The sequence below is a fragment of the Wolbachia endosymbiont (group A) of Pipizella viduata genome, from assembly GCF_964028555.1.
Classification (GTDB): domain Bacteria; phylum Pseudomonadota; class Alphaproteobacteria; order Rickettsiales; family Anaplasmataceae; genus Wolbachia.
Map to the genome: position 1 here is coordinate 1,370,242 of NZ_OZ034787.1, position 16,405 is coordinate 1,386,646.

Sequence of the window (16,405 nt, forward strand, 5' to 3'; positions counted from 1 at the left end):
AAATGGTGTATCTTAACAAAAAGGTATAACGAATGTAGGAGGGTGCTTTATGTCTCTAAAGAATAAAATTTCTGAGCTAATAGAACAACAATTTAGCATTAAATACCATGACAATTATTTGGCTACCACTATACATAAGTGGGCTGCAAATGAAATATCTAATTCTATTGCTTTTTGCATAATTGGTTGTGGAAATTGCAAGATTGGATATCAAGATGTTGCAAATTCATTCAACATAACAAAAGAAGAAATTGATCAAGGTAATATTGCAAGCATAGAAAGCAAAATAAAAAGTGAAGCTGAAAAATCAGGTAGTGAGTTTTCTGAGTTGATTTCTAGAATGGATCAATCGCTAAGAGAACAAAGTGGAAAGTCTATTGTACAAATTTTAGATTCATCTGCTGAGGAGATGTTAAGGAGTTTCTGTGGACAATGTAATAGCCCTGTACAGGAGAGTAATTCTCCAGAGCATGAAGAAGTCAGTGCATCCTCTGCTTCACCTGCTACAGAAGGTCCGGAAACTAGTGTTAATCCAGATCCTTTATCAACCTAATCAACCCCATATATATGTTTTTTTTGTACCCATGCTTTACGTTTTGGGGTGGAAAGAAAGCACCATTCTTCGTTGCATTTTTCTATTTTCATTACAACAAACTTGTCTATTTTCATAGTAATCTTGCTGTCTACACTCTGTTTTTGATATCCATAAGTATCTTCTTTTATCATTGCGTGGTGCTTATCACTAAGCAGATTGCCTTTTATCCATCCGCAGTCTTCATCTATATCGCAGACCTTTTTCCAACTCTCAAACTCTTCTATCACTTTCAGGGGCAGATTTTTGCAAGTGTATATCCATTTTACAGGATAGTGAAACCCTGGCCCCGTTCTCATGTTGATTTTATTTGATTTGGTTGAAACAAAGTTATTAGCAAACAAGCTATGGCTAAATAATAAAAACAATAGGATAATAGTACTGAACCAAGATCCCAGTGTCACGCACTGGGATGACGTGAGGGATAGTGTAACAGACTTATTCATCATAATTCACGATTAGATTGACATAAGATAAAGAGTAAATTAAAAATTGAATAGATCTTTAAATGCAAAATCAATGCCTATAGAAATATTAATGCCTGCTCTTTCACCGACAATGAGCAAAACTGGAGGAAAAATTGTCAAGTGGCATAAAAAAGAACAAGACAAAGTTGAAGTAGGCAACGTAATTGCTGAGATAGAGACTGATAAAGCCATAATGGAGTTTGAATCTGTAGATGAAGGAGTTTTAGCAAAAATTTTAGTAACAGAAGGAACAAGTGGCGTGCCTGTAAATCAACCAATAGCTTTAATGCTGGAAGAAGGAGAAGATGAAAGTGCACTTAACAACTATACTTCAACTTCCATCAATAGTGCAGTTAAAAAGGAAGTGACAAAAAGTGCTGTTGATAATCAAAAATCAGAACACCAAGATTTAAACGGAAAGCCAACAAGTCATTCTTCGGTGTCATTCCAGCGCGTGACGCTGGAATCCAGAAGAAAAGAAGCATGGATCCCAGTGTCAAGCACTGGGATGACAGAGGGTTATGTAGAAGGTAGAATAAAAATAAGCCCATTAGCTAAGAAAATAGCTCAAAATGAAGGGGTTAATGTGCAGCAATTAAAAGGTACAGGACCATATGGTCGCATAATTAAGGCTGATGTGTTGGAGTCTTTAGGTAGTGGTACACGCATTGAAAGTCGTGAAAGGCCCGAGGAAGATACCATGGTTGAAGTAAGCAATATGCGCCAAGTGATAGCACAGCGCTTAACTGAATCCAAACAGAATGTTCCACATTTTTATTTAACTGTAGACTGCCAGGTTGATAAGTTAATATCGTTAAAAAACGAGATTAGCTCAGCAGATGAAAATAACAAAGTAACAATTAATGACCTAATCATAAAAGCTGCAGCTTTCAGCATGAAAAAATTTCCTGATATAAATTCTTCGTGGATAGATAATAAAATACTTAAATACTCGAATGTAGACATTTCAATCGCTGTGGCACTTGAAGATGGGCTAATTACTCCTATAGTAAAAAATGCTGATAAAAAGGGTATTTTATCTATATCAAAAGAAGTGAAAGATTTAGTAAGCAGAGCAAGATCTGGAAAATTAAGGCCAGAAGAATTTCAAGGAGGTGGGTTTACTATTTCCAATTTAGGAATGTTTGGTATAAAAGCCTTCAGTGCTATAATCAATCCGCCGCAATCTTGCATTATGGCAGTTGGTGCATCCAAAAAACAACCAATTGTTATGAATGAGAAAATAGAGATAGCAGAAATAATGACAGTAACACTTTCTGTTGACCATAGAGCAGTTGATGGAGCATTAGGAGCAAAATTTTTAAATGCCTTTAAGCATTATATAGAGAGTCCTCTGGCGATGCTTATTTGAAACCTATTAGCATCGTTATTACAAAATTAATACCTCTAAGTTTATAATTCTACTAGTTAATAGGCTTAGAGGTAAAAAAATGAATACTACAGTAGAAAAAAATAATCCAAAAATTTTTCCTAAAAATGAAGGAAAGATTAACTCAAAAGGCATGGTTGCCCCACCGGTACCACCAAGAGCACCAGAGACCAAGTTATCGTCGCAGAATGAGTTAGAAAAAATAGTAAAGCTTAAGAAAGTTGCTCCACCTGTTCCTCCGAAATCTTCCCAAGCTAAATTTGCTGGAATAAAAGCGATTTTTGAGCGAAATGCATCTCATTCCCAAGCAAATGATAGTAATAAAACAGTAAGTAGCAATCTTGGAAGAACATTTGGCCCAACAATGCAAAAACTCATGAAAGACAATATTCATAGCACTTCTAACAAACAACGCCGTGATTCAGGGGATAGTGGTATCAGTGATGTTAGTAGCAGTACTCTTGATAAAAAAGCTAAAGCTTACAATCCACTTGATTGGAATCCAATCTATCAAGGTAAAAAGCGCTTTAGCTTAGACAATATGTCGAGTAATTCGTCTTCATGTAGTGAAAAAAGCAATATTTCAGATATAAGCGATAAGTCTAATAATTCAAACATTGTCAGATGTAATATTACTAGGAGTAACAGTAAGGAAGACCTTCGTAAACCTGATGCTTCACATAATGACAAATCTGCAGGTAAAAAATTATCTAATGTCAACGTAAGCGAATTAATCAGAAAGTTTGAACAAGGTAATAACATAGTAAAGGGGCGTTAATCAAATATTACCCTATCTTTGTATATGCAAAGGTAGGGTATCTTTTCAAAATATTATATCCTTTATAGCTTTGTTAATTTTTGATTCCTTCTCTGCAAAAGCAGCTTCTAGAGAGGTTTTAAGTTTTTCCCATTCCTCTTGACCATTTAGAATTAAAGATTTATATTCATTTTCAATTTTTTCCAATGCTCTTTGACATGAGGAATCTAACTCCTCATACAAATCGGTATTTACTGATTGCAGTATTACCAAAAACGAAAACAAATTTGGAGCAGGTAATTCTTCTCTTGTGTAATTCAGAAGACACAGCTTTATTTTTTTTACGCAGTATTCTATTGTTTTTAACGATAGTAAAAGGCTTTCTGCATAAAATATAAAACTATCTACAATCAAATTTTTTGACTTTTTCGGTAATTTAATATTTTCAAATAGTTCTTTTGTAAATTTTTCTATCGGTTGCTTCGGTAAATGTAAAGAGAGATCAGTAAAAGATTTTAGGTCAAAATTTGGTCCAAGTATCGTGCTAATGGCTTTATGCACATTGCTCTTATCTTTACTTACAGAAATAATGAAAACCAGCCCCTCCACATCAAGCATATACTTTATAGATTCCAAAAAATCGACAACGAATTTAGGGCGGCACACATCAAGATTATCCACCATTATATAAATGTTTTTGTCTTTTCTAATTCTATTAACTACTTTTGCCAATTGTGTTTTAAAATCCTTAATGTTTTCTTCTCTTCTTTGAAGAGTATTCAACTCTCTCAGTACAGAACCAATATCTTTCCTATCAGCCTCTTTTGTAGCGTCAAGCAATACGGAAAGCATAGCAAGTGGAGATTTACTGATCAGCTTTCCTAGTGTGTTTAGAGAAAATAGTTCTTGGTTTATGTTCTTGAACTGTTGTATAACGCTTCTTTTTACTTTATACGATACAAATAAATCTTCAAATAGGAAATTTAAAAAAGAAGGAAGCGGTTGATCCAGTGCATTGATATCCCATGCGCTATAATAAGCTGCAATTTCATTTTGTTGCTTTAGCTCTTTTACCGATTCTTTCAAAAAAAACGTCTTGCCCCATCCATCATATCCTTCTAAAGATATTATTGTAAAAGACTTATCAATTGTTTTAATTATAGTGTTGAATTTACCTGAAAATTTCTTATAGTTTAGGCGGTCATTTTCCCAAGCCGCCACTTGAAGTTGTGGCACTATTTTTTTCTTTTTGAATGTTATTAGCGATATAAGTTTTTTTAAGCACATAAGACCCTTACGCTATATTTTACTATAGTATTTTATAAGTTAAGAGTCCAGACAATCATTTACTTAGTAATCCATGTTTTTCTAACACATTAATAGAAATGTTTTTCAAGCTACTTACAGGATCAAGCATACCATATGGATCATATGTGATAGTTTTTATTCCTGTTTTTTCTTCTATGCATCTTTCCATGTATTGCACGTAATTTTGTGTAAGATCGTCTATTACTTCCTGTGTTTCCTTTAAACTTTTACAATCTTTGAATTCAGTTACTAGTTGCTCAATTCCACTTTCATAGAGTCCAGAATAGTTTTGAATTATAAAACTCCTGTTTTTAATAGCTTTTTGTATTAAAGGAAACATCCCGTTTATATAAGCTAAGCTTCCTGCATCCAAACTGATATCTATTGTTAACTTTCCTTTTTCCTTCCATAAGTCTATTTTTTCCTCCATGATTTTCCTACTATCACAAGTTTTTATTAATTCTATTAGTGCAGAATTACCATACTTATCAGATACCCAGTCACTATGCACAAAGTTTTTATACACCAGCATTAATGGAAATATAAAGCTTAGGTTATCAATATATCGAGCATATTCGTCTTGATTTAATTTTCTTATTATTTTGCTGAAATTAGGTTTAATAATAATATCCTTATATCGAGCATATTCGTATTCGTCTAGATTTAATTTTCTTGTTATTTCGCTGAAATTGAAATAAGGTTTAATAATAATATCCTCATATCGAGCATATTCGTCTTGATTTAATTCTCTTATTATTTTGCTGAAATCAGGTTTAATAATAATATCCTTTAATAAATCTGTATTGTGAAAATTAATATCGCTTTTTGTTAAAAGTAGATCATTTGATTTAAAATCAAACTCTTTTAATTTTTTCACTTCTAAATTAGGCACTTGTAGTCCTAAGTCAATCTTTATATCCTTTAATATGTATCCAATTCGTTTACTATCTGCGTATTCTTTGTTAAATAACGCAATGAAATCAAGAGCGGTTGATCTTAATTTTTTGATTAACCAATTATAAGTATTACGTACTCCATCTAATACAAAAGTTAACATAACTCCTCATTTTAAAACACTATGTTTTAAGTGTACAATATTTTCAATTAGTAAAGCAAGTTTTTAGGCTGAAGTATGTCACTAAAATTTAGTGTTTTATAAGTAGTGGTAGTATGGTAAGAAACTTATAGCTTGCTAAAAAGAAATGGAATGACTGTGATAATTATTTAATATCCTGTCTTGAAGTAAGTGCTATCCTCAGCGTTCCTTCATCTAGGTAGTCAATTTCTCCGCCCATTGGTATGCCGCAAGCAAGACGTGATATTTTCACATCCAAATTTTTTAGCAATTCAATTATATATTGTGCAGTAACTTGGCCCTCTAATGTCGGATTAATTGCGGTAATTATCTCTTCAATTTTAGATTTTGTCACTCTTTCCAGAATAGTATCAAGGTTAAGTTCTTTTGGACCTATGCCGTTTATTGCAGACAATCTGCCCCCCAAAACATGGTATAAACCTGAATATATATTTCCTTTTTCAAACGCCCATAGATCACCCAATTCTTCTACTACACACAGTAACTTAGTGTCACGTTTTGGGTTAGTACAAATAGAACAAGGTGATTTAGTATCTAGATTTCCGCAAATCTCACATTCTACTATAAGATCTGCTAGCTCTTTAATCAAAGATACAAGTGGTAGCATAACTTTCTCTTTGTTTTGGAGTAAATGTATAACCAACCTGCGTGATGATGATGGTCCTAAACTTGGCAATTTAGAAAAAGCATGAACTAGATTCTTTATGTTAATGTTCATTCAATAAATTCAGAATAGTTCATCAAATGGTAACATCAAACCCTTTGTAAAGAAAGTGGTAAGTTTCTCTTGATCCCACTTTGATTAGCTATAGAAAAAATTTTTTACTCTAATGCAAAAAATTACTTCCGCAAACTTAAAGCCTGATTATAATAGACTTCTTGCATAACCCAAACTAAGTAGAAAAAAGGTATAGCTGACCCAAGCAACACGTCATACCGCCGCAGTATCTCTAGATCCCGCTAACAAGTAGCGGGATGACTACCCCTACAACAACATTGCAAGTATTGATTTTTCTCCCCATGAGAAGAGTCTGGAAGCTCTTTCACTCTAAACACGATGTTCACATCCTCAAAATTAATCTCAATTCGCTTAACTAACGTTTTAATAATATCACGTTTAGTTAGCCAGTCCGCATTATCAAGACTTGAGTTAATACTAGAGGAAAACCCCTCTAAATTTGTTACTATTAGAGTGAACTCTTGTGTGAGTTTTTTCTGATCAAATGTTTTTTTCTTTTGTTCTTCAACCATTTTTAAGTTTTGTTTCATTGCTTTAATTCTTGGCTCAAATTCTTCTTGATCAATATATTCTTGAACATAACTATCAATTAACCTTGCAATACCACGTTTTAATTTATCTTCTTGTGCTTCAAGCAAAGCGCTTTTTTGATCTAGTGGTAAGTTCTGAAAGTCTTCGTTTATACTCCTCTAATATTCTATTCGGATTTTTTAATAGATGCTTTACTTCTTCCCACATAGCTATGTCTAATGTATCTGTACGAATTAATTTGTTGTTACACATTTTATTACCACCAAAACGGCGTGCCAATACAACGATAATACACCTGATTATTAGTTTTTTTCCCTCCTTATTCCTTGCAGTGCTAGTACCATAATATGCATAATTACAAAGCTTACATACTACTAAACCTTGCAATAAATATCTTGCTCCTCTTTGTCTTGTTCTTGCTATTTTTCTATTCTCTGCTAATTGTTCTTGAACTATATCAAATAAATCTTCGTTTACTATACTAGGTACTTTAATATAAATCCAATCCTCTTTTGGAACAGGATAAGTAGAATAATTATCTTTTGGTTGCTCGCAGGAGTTTTTTTTGGTCTTATATGTTTTAATTTTACGCCTAACCTTGTTTTACCAAAAGCTGCTTGTTCTCTATAAGCAGAGTTTTTTAACATACTCAAAACTACAGCCCTATCCCAATATTCTTTTCCTGTTCGCGTCATAACGGACATAGCACTTAGCCCACGACATACTTCTCCTATACTCGCTCTTTCTCTTCCTACCAAAAAAAATACTTTACGCACAACTTCAGCTTCTTCTTCATAAATTTCAAATAAGGCTTGTCCTGTCTCTGTATTTTTATTTATATAATGATAGCCATAAGGAGCAGCTCTCATTACACTTATATAACCCTTATTGGCTGCATAAATCTTTCCTCGGCAGCTTCCTTCCATGATTTTTGCACGTTCATATTCTGCTATCATACCTTGCATTTGTAATAGTAATTGAGATTCTGGATTATCGCTAATTTAAAAAAATGACTTCTACTCCTAGTTTCTTGAACTCTTCAAGTAATACCATCTGATATGCATACTTGCGAGATAAACGATCAGGAGAATGAATATAAACCTTATCAATGCTACCTTCTGCTATTTTATCACGTAATTTTTCTAAACCAGGACGGATTATATTAGAACCATTATCAATAAATTTATATTCATTTAATAATTTATGTCCGTCCATACTAATTTGATTCTCTATAGCAGCAATTTGACTTGCTATTGTACCTTCTTGTGCTTGTCTCCCTGAAGAAACTCTTGCATATAATCTAACTGTTACCATTTAACCCTCCTCAAATCTACTTTCTTACATTCAGAGTTTTCTTCCTTTTTGCTCACTTTTATTGGTTTACTTAACACTAATTTTTCATATGCATCTAATAGATACAACTCTGCTAATCTATTCACTTCATAACTACAACGAATACAAACTATTAATTTCTTGTTGCCCATTAGCTCTCCCATATGTTATTCATCGAGACATATGGTTATTTGATCACTAGCTCTATAAATAAATTCAACTCTCTGTTCTTTTTGTAGAAGCTTTCGGGAAATAGTTTTCTCAAGTTTCAGATTTCTTCCAATATTGTTGGCGGAGTCCCTACGTCATACCGCCGCGGTATCTCAGCATAGATTCCGCTAACGAGTAGCGGAATGACGAATTTGTTGTTTTTCAAATTGTAGGTAAACCTAAGCCACTTTAGCTATATTTTTCTGGTCTGTTCTGATGAATTTGGTTGAGATTTTTCATCATGTAAACCATGTTCCACTTGTAACCTTGGGGTTTTAAATTGAATAATGGTTCAAATCCACAAGACTCATAAAATTTGTAAGTTTTTAGGTAATTTTCATCTGATGCATTTGGGCTCAGGGTTTCAACAGTCATTTTTCTGGCAGTATTTACCAAACTACATGCTGCTTCGACTAACTTATACCCTACTCCTTGGCGTTGGTAATTACGAAAGACAGCCATCCAATAGATATTGCTGTTATTAGGATAGGGAAAATCTAAACTGAGAAGTCCGATATAGTTTCCATCAATTTTTGCAGCTAAATTTTTGCAAGAACGAACACCCACAGCATAATGCTCATTACACTCTGGCAAACCAAAATACTCTGATAAATCAGCTGTAATCTTGCAGCATAAATCTTCTGCAATATCAGGAGATATTTGTTCAATTTCGACCATAAACCCCTACCAATAAATTTTAACAAAAATACTTTAGTGCATTTTCAAATATAAGCATTCCATCACCATATTTTGGCACAGCAATACCTAAACGCTTGCTCTTTTCTTTTTCAAGAGGCCAATTATCTTGCTGAGTAAAAAATATTCCCCTCTCTGGATGGGGCATTAAAGCTAGCACTCTTCCACTTTTATCTGATAAAGCTGCTAGGTCGTATGTAGATCCGTTCGGATTGTAAGGAAATTGTAGGTTAGCATAGTTGCCATTTTCATCAATGTAACGTAATGCGGTGGAATTGCTCTCAATCAATTGGTTCAAAATATCTTGATCCATAAAAAATTTGCCTTCCCCATGAGCAATAGGGAGATATAGTTCACTCAGGCCCCGTAGCCAAACAGAATTACTCTGCGGATTAACTCCCACTCTAATCCAACGGCATTGATAATTGCCTATATCATTATGGATTAAAGCTAGACTAGAGAACTCTGGAATTAATTTTACTAATATCTGACAACCATTACATATTCCTATAATCAGCTTGTCCTGAGATAAAAACTCTTGAAACTCATCCAACAAGTTGTTTTTAATACGTAAAGCAAACGCATTACCAGCACCAGTGTCATCACCATAGGAAAAACCTCCTGGAATTGTAAGTATATTGCTTAATTTCAGTTCACTTGGATTATCTATGATATCATTAATGTGAACGATTTTTACTTCAATATTACTAATACCAAGTTTTCTGCTGCATTCCATAAATGCAAATGCGGTTTCTTTTTCGCAATTTAAGCCATAACCAGATAGGACTGTGATTTTCATGAATTGCTAAAAATTAAAAAATTCGAATTTCTTTTTTACAAAATTTGCTACTAAATTTAACGCAAATAACACCAATAATAAAGCTATAATTGCAATAGCAGCAAGTTCAATAAATGCAATTTCAGGACTACTTGACCATATGTATATTTGTACAGGCAGAACAGTCGCCGGATCGAAAAAGGACGTAGGTGTATCAGCAATAAATGCTACCATACCTATCATAAGTAAAGGGGAAGATTCACCTAAAATCCTTGCAATTGCAAGCACAGTACCATGTATTATTCTTGGTAACGCAATCGGTAAAGAGTGATCTAATATCACCTTGATGTGAGGCGCACCGAGCGCAAACGCTGCATCTTTTATCGTAATAGGAACATTCGCAAAGGCATTTTTTGTTGCAATTATAATATTAGGTAACATCATAAATGAAAGAGTCATTCCACCAACAAGTGGTGAAGAGCGTGGTAGCCCAAATATGCCAAGATAGAGAGTTAAGCCCACTACACCAAATATTATTGAAGGCACTGCAGCAAGATTATTCATGCTAATTTCTACAATATTAGTCATTAGCCTATTTTTAGGCATAAATTCGTAAAGACAGATGCCCGACATAATTCCTATTGGTAATGCTAATGCTAGGCACACTATAATTGTCATTAATGAACCGATAAATGCCCCTAAAATCCCTGCATTCTCAGGTTCACGAGAGTCAGATTTAAGGAATAAAGACTTATTAAAAAATTTTTTCACTCTCCTCTTTTCTTTTAGCCAATCAAGTAATTTAGCATAACGATCATTTAAATGTTTATCTTTATTTATTGAATTAATTATACTTGACGCGGTAAACCAGATCTCATATTCACCACTATCTTTTACTTTCTTACGAAAAAATTTCTCTAGTTCTTTGTAAGAATTACGACTTAAAATTTCGTCACTGTCTTTAAAATCAGTTCCTTTAAACACCTTACGTAAAGAATCGTTGAGTAAGCCAATGGACTTATACCGCAAATCACTAGGATTATTTGTTAAAGTAAGATCAGCACTTATTTCAATTGGCAATAAAATTTTCGTTACTGTTAAGGCACTGTAAGAGTTAACTAATATACTCAACAATATACACACAGGACAGCCAAGTGAGATAACTAGTGCCATGAAAGAGCAAAAGCGTAACGCTCTGTTCTTTTTATTTTTCCTTTTTATACGAGCATGTACACGCCTTGACTGAAGTAATTTAAGGAATTTTTTCTTTATACTCATTTATTTTTCCTGGATCCTATCGTCAAGCCCACAGCTGTACAAACGTCCAGTTTAATAAACGTTGATGTCATTCCAGTGCTTGACACTGGAATCCAGTTATAAAAATATTTACAAATCAGGCAATTGGTAACAGACTCCATGCTAAAAATAACATCCATGATATAGAATAAGGTAGATCCCAGTATCAGCTACTTGGATGACACTGGGGAAGTGCTGGGATGACACAATTGACATCACTCCCTATTGTATCTACTTAGATTTCTTTTTAACATAAGTAGTACGCTCTTTGATCCTTGCAGCTTTTCCAAATAGTTTGCATAGATAATACAGTTTTGCTCTACGAACCTTTCCTTTTCTTGTCACTTGCACTGAAACCAGTGCAGGAGAATAAACAAAAAATTGAGACACTATACTTTCTCCATGGCTCACTTTTCTGACTGCAAAAGAAGAATGTAACCCGCGGTTCCTTTTTGATATACATACACCTCCAAATATCTGTATACGTTCACTTGCACCGTCAACTACTTTAAAAGTGACCTTCAAATCATCACCAGGACGAAATTCTGGTATTTCTTTAGCTAACACTTGCATTTGCTGTTCGTTAAATTTTTTAAGTAAATTTGTCATTTATCTCTCCATTCAATAATTCAGGCCTACGCTTTTTTGTTATAACATGAGACTGCTTCTGCCTCCAATCACTTATTTTTTTGTGATTGCCAGATAACAAAACCTCAGGTACTTTATATCCCTTCCACTGCTCAGGTCTAGTATATTGAGGATATTCAAGCATACCACCATCATAACTAAAACTTTCTTCAATAATACTATCGGAATTATTTACTACACCTGGAAGAAGTCTAATGCATGCATCGAGAACCACCATCGCAGCTGGCTCACCTCCTGAAAGTATATAATCTCCGATACTTAATTCATAAGGAGTATACGCATCAATTATCCTTTGGTCAATACCTTCAAATCGACCACACAATATTGTTATATGAGGAAACTCTAATAATTCTCTGGCAATATTCTGATTAAACTTAGTTCCAGATGGAGTCATGTAAATAAACTTAGTGTTTTTATGAACAGAGAGCATACTATCTACTGCATCACCAACTACATCAGAACGCATAACCATTCCTGCTCCACCTCCATATGGAACATCATCCACAGTTGAATGTTTATCTTTCGCAAAAGAACGAATATTTATTACTTCAAGGTTCCATATTTTTTTTTCTAACGCTTTTCCGGCAAGAGAATAGTTCAAAAACCCGGGGAACATTTCTGGAAATATGGTTAATATTGTAACATTGAATGCCATTAAGGTTTATTTTAAGTTATTTGGAGCTATACTCTAAGAACAGTAAATTGATATAATATATAGTTAAATTAAGCATGTCACTGAATAAAACAACATACGAAGGTAAAGCGAAAGCCATTATTGAAACTGAAGACTCATCAACTGTTATACAGCACTTTAAAGATGATGTTACAGCATTCAATAAGAAAAAATATGAAATTATTGAGGGCAAAGGAATAATTAATAATCATGTTAGTGCCTTTATCATGGAAAAGCTTGAAGAAGCAGGAACTAGCACGCACTTTATAAAAACTCTAAACGAAAGAGAACAGCTAGTCAAAAAGCTCAAGATAATACCTCTTGAGGTGGTAGTTAGAAATGTTGCAGCTGGCAGCTTTTGCAAACGTTTTAATATCAAAGAAGGTGAGGCACTTACATCTCCTATAATCGAGTTTTTTTACAAAAATGATGACCTAGCCGACCCAATGGTGAATGAAAATCACATACTGTATTTTGATTGGCTATCTAGCAAAGAAATGGATGAAGTTAAAACTACAACTTTAAAAATCAACGAAATCTTAGTCCACCTATTTTCAAATGCAAGTATATATTTAGTTGATCTCAAGTTAGAATTTGGCAGATTAATAAATGACAGTACTAAAATCATTTTAGCCGATGAAATCAGCCCTGATAACTGTAGGTTATGGGATAAAAATACTTATAAAAAGCTAGATAAAGACGTCTTTCGTTTGAATTTAGGAGATTTAAAGGAAGCGTACCTAGAAGTTGCAAAAAGACTGTCAGTAAAGTTAGACTAACTAAATACTACTCTATCAAGTGGAGGGTTACATGCCTCATCAAGTTTTCCAATAATTTCAATTTTTTCTCCACGTTTTTGGAAATGATTTTTCACGTTTTGCATATTCTCAGGACTTACGATCAATACCATGCCAATACCACAATTAAATGTTTTTAGCATTTCTTTCTTCTCTATTTTACCCTCCTTTGTTAGCCATAAAAATATATCTAGCCATTTCCAGGAATTAATGTCTATGTTTGCAAATAAGTTTTTTGGAAGAATCCGCGGAATATTATCTATCAAGCCACCACCTGTTATATGTGCAATGCCTTTTACCTTTGGCATAATAGGCAACAAAGAATCAACATATATTTTTGTTGGTTCGAGCAACACTTCTTTCCAAAGCTGATTATTCCATGGAGATGAGTCGTTATAATTTATACCTAAGCCTTTGAAAATATGGCGCACCAAAGAAAACCCATTTGAGTGAATTCCACTTGACTCTAAGCCAACTATATAATCACCTACTTTCATCATGCTACAGTTTGGAAGAATTTGCTTTCGATCAACTACACCAACCACAAACCCTGCAAGGTCATAGTGATTATTATCATACATTCCAGGCATTTCTGCAGTTTCCCCACCAACCAATGCTATTTTAGCTTGCTTGCACCCCTTTGCAATGCCTTGGACCACAGATAATAAAACGTCCTTGCTCAAAACGCCTGTTGCAAAGTAATCAAGGAAAAATAAAGGCGTTGCTCCTTGTGCAAGTAAGTCATTTACACACATTGCAACTAAATCTATACCTATAGTATCATGCCTATTCACTTCTTGAGCTATCAATAGTTTCGTACCTACTCCATCAGTTGAGGAAACAAGTACTGGATGGTCATATTTCTTACTTAGTGCAGCAAAATCAAACAACGCAGAAAATGAACCTATTTCGCTGATTACTTCTTCTCTAGTAGTTTCTTGAGCAATAGGCTTGACTTCTTTTATTAACTTATTATATAGTTCAAGATCTATTCCTGATCTGATATAAGTATTCATAATCCTTCTATAAATTTTAAAATTGTTAATACTATATTAATGCCTTGATATAAAAAGTGCAACGAAACTTTCTCTTAATTGACTATTATATGTTTACCAATATAGGGTAACTTAAATCATTTATAATTATCCAATGAACAAAAACATCAAAAACATACTGTTAATAACGGAGCTGCTATCAGGACTGCTGCTTCATGACTTTGCTAACTCTATGAATGGAATAATGTTTGGCTTAGAAGAGCTTGAAGTAATAGATAAGAACGATGCTGATGCGCAGAAGGAAGCGTTGTCGTTTCTTAAAGAAAGCTCCGATGATTTAATATATAAATATAAAGTTATGAAGCAGGCATATTCTTCTTCAGCAGATAATTACAGTTTTGATCAGACCAAATCTAATATCGAAAATTATTTATTAAAAAAAAAGTAAAGCTTACGTGGAAAATAGACGCATACTCTGCAAAAAATAAGGAAGATTTAATTGAAAAGATAAATAAGATAATTTCTAATATGGTGCTAACTATAGCCAGCGCAGTGGCGGAAGTTGAACTAGTGTCTGTTTTACTGAGTCAAACAGAAGATAAAATGCTATTAACTATAAAAATTCTAAATGAACACAAACCAATAAGCAAATCATTAGTAGACAAATTAATCAAAAAAAATGACACTAATTTAAATACAAAAGATATTAATATCTATATGACCTCTTTATTATTAGAGTACTATAAAACTGAAATGCATTGTACTTGCGAAAATAATTTGCTGGAGATAGGTTTAACTATACCTTGAGTTGCATATTTGGTTATTACAACTTTTTCTTCGTTTCAAGGCAAGACATTCCCCGACAAGGGGTACCAAATCTAATTTTTGTAATCACTTAAGTCTAGTACTATTTTATTAATGTAGCGCTCATTTGCATCTTTGATGATAAACTTCATACCATTTTTATATTTAATGACTTCATCTACAGAAGGCACTTTACCAGCAATCGAAAGAATCAAACCACCAAGTGTAACATAGTCTTCTTCAGGGTCACGTAATTCTATTTTTAGATCCTCTTCTATATCCTTTATAAGAACCCTTGCTGACACTTCAAACTTATTTTGAGACAATTCAGTAATGGTATATTCTGAATTTATTTCGTTCTCACTATCAATGTTTGGTATTAGCTCCTCTATAAGATCGGTCATTGAAATTAAACCATCAGTTCCACCATATTCATCCAATACAATAGCTAAGTATGATTTAGAAGATTTCATCCTAACAAAAAGATTAGTTGTCTTCATCGAGGGCGGAACAAATATTACGCTTTGTATAATATTTCTCAGATTAAAATTTTTATCCCTATTAAAAATAACATCTTTTACATAAAAAAAGCCTATTACGTTATCAAAGTTATTTCTATAAATTGGTATTTTAGTGTGGCAAGTGTTTTTTATCTTCTTTATTATTTCACGCTCGCTTGACTCAATGTCTACTGCGCATATCTCTGTACGTGGAGTCATTATATCCATTATACCACAATCGCGGAATTTTAATAGACCATTAAATATATTAAGGTCTGGCAGATCTTTCATTAATGCTTCAGTCGCACACTTTTTCAACACAGAAGCTTTTTTGAAAAGGAAGAGAAAAATTCTATATGCTATTTTTTCTACTAAGGTTCCTTTTTTACTCAATTTATTCCCTGTAATGGCAAAAACGTTTTCAGATCAGATTTATCAAGAAAACTGTTATTAAATGTTTAATAAGCATGTGAATAATGTCAAATTAATTTGTGAATTATTTGTTGATATAAAATACCAACAATTGATCAACAATTTTTTCAACGACATATACATAGTTATGTAACAATGCATGATGGTAAAATGTTTTCCATAAAAGAAAATTACTAACACTCTGAACATCTTACTTATACACATAAATCATAACAGAAAATCAATAGCATATAGAAGTTGTTAACATATTTATCCACAAATTAAACAACGCCAATTTTTACTGAATTTTAAGTTAGTAACAAGTTGTTGATAGAACTATTATTACTACTATACTTTAGTATATAGAAGAATAGATAAAATAGAT

Annotated in this window: 23 protein-coding genes; 7 read left to right on the forward strand and 16 right to left on the reverse strand. The window is 33.3% G+C overall.

Annotation, left to right across the window (positions count from 1 at the left end):
• Nucleotides 1–49: 49 nt before the first annotated feature.
• Entirely contained in the window at nt 50–553 is a 504-nt protein-coding gene (locus ABWU50_RS06705) for a hypothetical protein (RefSeq protein WP_353275854.1), read from the forward strand.
• On the opposite strand, the gene ABWU50_RS06710 is transcribed toward ABWU50_RS06705, so the two are convergent.
• Nucleotides 550–891 (reverse strand): SH3 domain-containing protein, encoded by a 342-nt coding sequence (locus ABWU50_RS06710; protein ID WP_253307211.1) that lies wholly within the window; start codon nt 889–891, stop codon nt 550–552. The genes ABWU50_RS06705 and ABWU50_RS06710 overlap by 4 nt on opposite strands.
• Between ABWU50_RS06710 and ABWU50_RS06715 the strand changes: the two genes are divergently transcribed.
• From ABWU50_RS06715 to ABWU50_RS06725, 3 genes are all read left to right on the forward strand, one after another.
• Entirely contained in the window at nt 890–1,054 is a 165-nt protein-coding gene (locus ABWU50_RS06715) for a hypothetical protein (RefSeq protein ID WP_264328715.1), read from the forward strand. The two genes, ABWU50_RS06710 and ABWU50_RS06715, sit on opposite strands and share 2 nt — an antisense overlap.
• Nucleotides 1,055–1,111: 57 nt before the next feature.
• A complete protein-coding gene (locus ABWU50_RS06720; RefSeq protein WP_353276397.1) occupies nt 1,112–2,431 on the forward strand; it encodes a pyruvate dehydrogenase complex dihydrolipoamide acetyltransferase in 1,320 nt (439 codons plus the stop codon).
• 79 nt (nt 2,432–2,510) lie between these two features.
• Nucleotides 2,511–3,227 (forward strand): hypothetical protein, encoded by a 717-nt coding sequence (locus ABWU50_RS06725; RefSeq protein ID WP_253307212.1) that lies wholly within the window; start codon nt 2,511–2,513, stop codon nt 3,225–3,227.
• 45 nt (nt 3,228–3,272) lie between these two features.
• On the opposite strand, the gene ABWU50_RS06730 is transcribed toward ABWU50_RS06725, so the two are convergent.
• The 13 genes from ABWU50_RS06730 to trmD form a co-directional block, all read right to left on the reverse strand.
• A complete protein-coding gene (locus ABWU50_RS06730; protein ID WP_353275856.1) occupies nt 3,273–4,493 on the reverse strand; it encodes a P-loop NTPase fold protein in 1,221 nt (406 codons plus the stop codon).
• A gap of 55 nt (nt 4,494–4,548) precedes the next feature.
• The gene (locus tag ABWU50_RS06735) at nt 4,549–5,571 is read right to left on the reverse strand and encodes a hypothetical protein (RefSeq protein ID WP_353275857.1); all 1,023 of its coding nucleotides are present in this window, start codon (nt 5,569–5,571) and stop codon (nt 4,549–4,551) included.
• 163 nt (nt 5,572–5,734) lie between these two features.
• Complete coding sequence (gene recR / locus ABWU50_RS06740; RefSeq protein ID WP_353276402.1) at nt 5,735–6,322, reverse strand: recombination mediator RecR; 588 nt, start codon at nt 6,320–6,322, stop codon at nt 5,735–5,737.
• 248 nt (nt 6,323–6,570) lie between these two features.
• Entirely contained in the window at nt 6,571–6,987 is a 417-nt protein-coding gene (locus tag ABWU50_RS06745) for a hypothetical protein (RefSeq protein ID WP_353275859.1), read from the reverse strand.
• Nucleotides 6,980–7,267: a zinc ribbon domain-containing protein gene (locus tag ABWU50_RS06750; RefSeq protein WP_353275860.1), complete on the reverse strand. Its 288-nt coding sequence runs from the start codon at nt 7,265–7,267 to the stop codon at nt 6,980–6,982. Before ABWU50_RS06750 ends, ABWU50_RS06745 begins: the two co-directional genes overlap by 8 nt.
• 89 nt (nt 7,268–7,356) lie before the next feature.
• On the reverse strand, nt 7,357–7,845 hold the full coding sequence (locus ABWU50_RS06755; RefSeq protein WP_353275861.1) for a recombinase family protein: 489 nt from the start codon (nt 7,843–7,845) through the stop codon (nt 7,357–7,359).
• A 31-nt stretch (nt 7,846–7,876) separates the two neighbouring features.
• A complete protein-coding gene (locus ABWU50_RS06760) occupies nt 7,877–8,194 on the reverse strand; it encodes a recombinase family protein (protein WP_264328686.1) in 318 nt (105 codons plus the stop codon).
• On the reverse strand, nt 8,188–8,376 hold the full coding sequence (locus tag ABWU50_RS06765; protein WP_253307219.1) for a hypothetical protein: 189 nt from the start codon (nt 8,374–8,376) through the stop codon (nt 8,188–8,190). Before ABWU50_RS06765 ends, ABWU50_RS06760 begins: the two co-directional genes overlap by 7 nt.
• Nucleotides 8,377–8,611: 235 nt before the next feature.
• The gene (locus tag ABWU50_RS06770) at nt 8,612–9,100 is read right to left on the reverse strand and encodes a GNAT family N-acetyltransferase (RefSeq protein WP_353275862.1); all 489 of its coding nucleotides are present in this window, start codon (nt 9,098–9,100) and stop codon (nt 8,612–8,614) included.
• 19 nt (nt 9,101–9,119) lie between these two features.
• Nucleotides 9,120–9,917 (reverse strand): phosphoribosylformylglycinamidine synthase subunit PurQ, encoded by a 798-nt coding sequence (locus ABWU50_RS06775; protein ID WP_353275863.1) that lies wholly within the window; start codon nt 9,915–9,917, stop codon nt 9,120–9,122.
• Nucleotides 9,918–9,923: 6 nt separating this feature from the next.
• Complete coding sequence (locus ABWU50_RS06780) at nt 9,924–11,174, reverse strand: PstA family ABC transporter permease (RefSeq protein WP_353275864.1); 1,251 nt, start codon at nt 11,172–11,174, stop codon at nt 9,924–9,926.
• Nucleotides 11,175–11,423: 249 nt separating this feature from the next.
• Complete coding sequence (gene rplS / locus ABWU50_RS06785; protein WP_253307222.1) at nt 11,424–11,801, reverse strand: 50S ribosomal protein L19; 378 nt, start codon at nt 11,799–11,801, stop codon at nt 11,424–11,426.
• Nucleotides 11,785–12,495, reverse strand: coding sequence for a tRNA (guanosine(37)-N1)-methyltransferase TrmD (gene trmD, locus ABWU50_RS06790; RefSeq protein ID WP_264328690.1), 711 nt, complete (start codon nt 12,493–12,495; stop codon nt 11,785–11,787). Before trmD ends, rplS begins: the two co-directional genes overlap by 17 nt.
• A 74-nt stretch (nt 12,496–12,569) precedes the next feature.
• On the opposite strand from trmD, the gene purC reads away from it, so the two are divergent.
• A complete protein-coding gene (gene purC, locus ABWU50_RS06795) occupies nt 12,570–13,292 on the forward strand; it encodes a phosphoribosylaminoimidazolesuccinocarboxamide synthase (protein ID WP_353275865.1) in 723 nt (240 codons plus the stop codon).
• Here the strand turns inward: purC and purM are convergent.
• Entirely contained in the window at nt 13,289–14,326 is a 1,038-nt protein-coding gene (gene purM / locus ABWU50_RS06800; protein WP_353275866.1) for a phosphoribosylformylglycinamidine cyclo-ligase, read from the reverse strand. The genes purC and purM overlap by 4 nt on opposite strands.
• A gap of 133 nt (nt 14,327–14,459) precedes the next feature.
• Here purM and ABWU50_RS06805 point away from each other — a divergent pair, with 133 nt between their 5' ends.
• Both ABWU50_RS06805 and ABWU50_RS06810 read left to right on the forward strand, forming a co-directional pair.
• Nucleotides 14,460–14,753: a hypothetical protein gene (locus ABWU50_RS06805; protein WP_353275868.1), complete on the forward strand. Its 294-nt coding sequence runs from the start codon at nt 14,460–14,462 to the stop codon at nt 14,751–14,753.
• Between the two features lie 122 nt (nt 14,754–14,875).
• Entirely contained in the window at nt 14,876–15,112 is a 237-nt protein-coding gene (locus ABWU50_RS06810) for a hypothetical protein (RefSeq protein ID WP_406722571.1), read from the forward strand.
• A 71-nt stretch (nt 15,113–15,183) separates the two neighbouring features.
• On the opposite strand, the gene ABWU50_RS06815 is transcribed toward ABWU50_RS06810, so the two are convergent.
• A complete protein-coding gene (locus ABWU50_RS06815) occupies nt 15,184–16,002 on the reverse strand; it encodes a transporter associated domain-containing protein (RefSeq protein ID WP_253307227.1) in 819 nt (272 codons plus the stop codon).
• Nucleotides 16,003–16,405 lie beyond the last annotated feature (403 nt).

Bases quoted from the DNA above. Each gene is read 5' to 3' on its own strand.
- ABWU50_RS06805 (WP_353275868.1), top strand. From the start codon at position 14,460: ATGAACAAAAACATCAAAAACATACTGTTAATAACGGAGCTGCTATCA.
- ABWU50_RS06775 (WP_353275863.1), bottom strand. From the start codon at position 9,917: ATGAAAATCACAGTCCTATCTGGTTATGGCTTAAATTGCGAAAAAGAA.
- ABWU50_RS06760 (WP_264328686.1), bottom strand. From the start codon at position 8,194: ATGGTAACAGTTAGATTATATGCAAGAGTTTCTTCAGGGAGACAAGCA.
- ABWU50_RS06730 (WP_353275856.1), bottom strand. From the start codon at position 4,493: ATGTGCTTAAAAAAACTTATATCGCTAATAACATTCAAAAAGAAAAAA.
- trmD (WP_264328690.1), bottom strand. From the start codon at position 12,495: ATGGCATTCAATGTTACAATATTAACCATATTTCCAGAAATGTTCCCC.
- ABWU50_RS06710 (WP_253307211.1), bottom strand. From the start codon at position 891: ATGAGAACGGGGCCAGGGTTTCACTATCCTGTAAAATGGATATACACT.
- purC (WP_353275865.1), top strand. From the start codon at position 12,570: ATGTCACTGAATAAAACAACATACGAAGGTAAAGCGAAAGCCATTATT.
- ABWU50_RS06725 (WP_253307212.1), top strand. From the start codon at position 2,511: ATGAATACTACAGTAGAAAAAAATAATCCAAAAATTTTTCCTAAAAAT.
- ABWU50_RS06780 (WP_353275864.1), bottom strand. From the start codon at position 11,174: ATGAGTATAAAGAAAAAATTCCTTAAATTACTTCAGTCAAGGCGTGTA.
- ABWU50_RS06715 (WP_264328715.1), top strand. From the start codon at position 890: ATGTTGATTTTATTTGATTTGGTTGAAACAAAGTTATTAGCAAACAAG.
- ABWU50_RS06720 (WP_353276397.1), top strand. From the start codon at position 1,112: ATGCCTATAGAAATATTAATGCCTGCTCTTTCACCGACAATGAGCAAA.
- rplS (WP_253307222.1), bottom strand. From the start codon at position 11,801: ATGACAAATTTACTTAAAAAATTTAACGAACAGCAAATGCAAGTGTTA.
- ABWU50_RS06755 (WP_353275861.1), bottom strand. From the start codon at position 7,845: ATGCAAGGTATGATAGCAGAATATGAACGTGCAAAAATCATGGAAGGA.
- purM (WP_353275866.1), bottom strand. From the start codon at position 14,326: ATGAATACTTATATCAGATCAGGAATAGATCTTGAACTATATAATAAG.
- ABWU50_RS06770 (WP_353275862.1), bottom strand. From the start codon at position 9,100: ATGGTCGAAATTGAACAAATATCTCCTGATATTGCAGAAGATTTATGC.
- ABWU50_RS06765 (WP_253307219.1), bottom strand. From the start codon at position 8,376: ATGGGAGAGCTAATGGGCAACAAGAAATTAATAGTTTGTATTCGTTGT.
- ABWU50_RS06705 (WP_353275854.1), top strand. From the start codon at position 50: ATGTCTCTAAAGAATAAAATTTCTGAGCTAATAGAACAACAATTTAGC.
- ABWU50_RS06735 (WP_353275857.1), bottom strand. From the start codon at position 5,571: ATGTTAACTTTTGTATTAGATGGAGTACGTAATACTTATAATTGGTTA.